The organism is Lentzea sp. NPDC051838 (assembly GCF_040681245.1).
Taxonomy (GTDB): domain Bacteria; phylum Actinomycetota; class Actinomycetes; order Mycobacteriales; family Pseudonocardiaceae; genus Lentzea.
In genome coordinates this window covers 8,815-10,802 of sequence record NZ_JBFAYI010000070.1, presented here as the reverse complement: position 1 = coordinate 10,802, position 1,988 = coordinate 8,815, and the positions used below count along the sequence as shown (strand labels likewise).

Genomic DNA, 1,988 nt, shown 5'->3' with positions numbered 1-1,988 from the left:
CCTGCGATTTAAGATCGACTTCTTTCGACGTTTGCCGTCGCTTCTCCATACCTGCTGTGAGCTGCGCAGATCCACACTCGAATGACGTTGAGTTCAGCGACATTTCGCGTTGTTCCGCACCTTTTTGCAGGGGTAAAGCGTGGAGACGATCTTGAACCACTCGGCTACCGGTGTCGGCCAACGGAGCAGCATTGGTCACCCACACCGTAGCCGCCGACGACCACACCGACCACTCCTCCCCCGTCCCCCTCGTCCCTGCTGCGCTTAGCTCCTGGAGAGCTGTGTCGAGTGTGGCCCCGCTTTTGGGCCATCGCGCAGCGACGCGCAGCGCTCTCGACGCAGCTCTCCAGGTGTTAAACGATGGCCGGGAACAAGGGGCGGCGGGGGAGCCTTCCGGCGGCTACGCGCACTGCCTCCGCCGGCACTCCCCTACTCCACTGCGGTGGCTGTGGGGCCGCTTAGGTCGCTGTCCCGTTCGATCGGGGTAGGCCCGCCTCCGTCGCCGGGTGCGGGTGGGTGGCCGGAGGCCGGGCCCCGCACGCTTACCCGAGCGACAAAGGGATGGGGCCGTGAAGCCCCTGTCGAACGGGGATAGAGCGGCGACCTGAGCGGCCCCGCAGGGGCCGCCTTGATGAAGAGAAGAAACTCTGGACACGACGCCTACCGGCCGACAACCTGGCGGGATCAGGCACGCGTGAGGTTGACTCCGTCATGGGCACGAACCTGGGCCTGCGCCTCAAAAGCGTCCAAAACGCGCACGGCGAAGGCGGGGCTCATGCTCTCTCGAACCTCGTCGAGCGTCATCCAGCGGACTTCGCTCGCCTCGTCCGTCGTCACGGCCGCCAGAGTCCTTGGCCTGCAACGGAAAACTAGTGCGACGATGCCTCGGCTGAGATTCTTGTAGACACCGGACAGTCGCTCGACCTCAACGTCGATCCCGGTCTCCTCTGCGACTTCACGACGAACACCGTCCTCAAAGGACTCGTCGAGTTCGAGAACTCCCCCGGGGGCCTGCCAGTCACCGTTGTCCTGACGGCGGATGACGAGGACGCGATCAGCAGAATCGACTACAACGCCTGCCACGCTTACAGAGTGCTTCGGCAACTCACCCAACACCATCACCTCCGATCGCTTCCACATATGGAAGACTAGAGCATGTCTAGAGGTGTTGCGAGGAGTGGCGATGTTCCAGCTTGGCAAGATCGACCGTGGGCTCGACCAGACGCCCGCTCGGCAGATCGCGGCCATGTTCAGGCGTGCGATCACCGCCGGTGAGCTTGCACCGAACGAGCAGCTCCCCTCCGAGGCGCAGCTTATCGAGCATTTCGGCGTTGCCCGGATGACCGTGAGGAACGCGCTCCAGGAGCTGCGGAACGAGGGTCTGGTGGTGGCCGAGCACGGCAAGGGAACCTTTGTTCGGCCGGCACCACCGGTTCGCCGCGTCGCATCTGATCGCTTCGCGCGTAAGCACCGCACTGAGGGCAAGGCCGCGTTCCTGGCCGAGGCAGACAAGGTCGGATACGCGCCAAGCGTGGATCGAGTGCGCATCTCACGAGAGACGGCACCGTCTGCGGTAGCTGAGCGGCTCCACCTCCCCGTAGACGGTGAGGTCGTCGTCAGATCGCGGCGGTACCTGGCCAACGGCCGCCCGGTCGAGACTGCCGTGTCCTATATCCCTGCCTCCTTCGCCGCTGGAACGAAGATCGAAGAGCCCGACTCCGGCCCTGGCGGCATCTACGCCCGGCTGGAAGATCAGGGACACACCCTCGCTCGGTTTACCGAGGAGGTGGGGGCGCGAATGCCAACCCCTGACGAGCGTCGTGAGCTGGAGATCGGGGACGGCGTGCCGGTCCTCCTGGTCCTTCGGACCGCATACGACACGCAAGGCGTACCGGTCGAGGTCTGCGACACCGTGAAGGTCGCACCCTCCTACCTGCTCGAATACGACTTCCCCGCTCGCTGATCGTTCGCGTTTGCAACGAGGTCCG

Annotated in this window: 3 protein-coding genes; 1 reads left to right on the top strand and 2 read right to left on the bottom strand. The window is 64.5% G+C overall.

From position 1 onward, the window contains the following. Both AB0M24_RS47875 and AB0M24_RS47870 read right to left on the bottom strand, forming a co-directional pair. Nucleotides 1–226, bottom strand: a 226-nt coding sequence (locus AB0M24_RS47875; protein ID WP_363781927.1) for a hypothetical protein, incomplete at its 3' end; no start/stop codon positions are given. 458 nt (nt 227–684) lie between these two features. After that, nucleotides 685–1,140, bottom strand: coding sequence for an NUDIX hydrolase (locus tag AB0M24_RS47870; protein ID WP_363781925.1), 456 nt, complete (start codon nt 1,138–1,140; stop codon nt 685–687). A 43-nt stretch (nt 1,141–1,183) separates the two neighbouring features. On the opposite strand from AB0M24_RS47870, the gene AB0M24_RS47865 reads away from it, so the two are divergent. Further along, nucleotides 1,184–1,963, top strand: a complete 780-nt coding sequence (locus AB0M24_RS47865; RefSeq protein ID WP_363781923.1) for a GntR family transcriptional regulator — start codon at nt 1,184–1,186, stop codon at nt 1,961–1,963. Nucleotides 1,964–1,988: the final 25 nt, after the last annotated feature.

Excerpts from the sequence above, each read along its gene's own strand:
- AB0M24_RS47870 (WP_363781925.1), bottom strand. The coding sequence starts at position 1,140 with ATGTGGAAGCGATCGGAGGTGATGGTGTTGGGTGAGTTGCCGAAGCAC.
- AB0M24_RS47865 (WP_363781923.1), top strand. The coding sequence starts at position 1,184 with ATGTTCCAGCTTGGCAAGATCGACCGTGGGCTCGACCAGACGCCCGCT.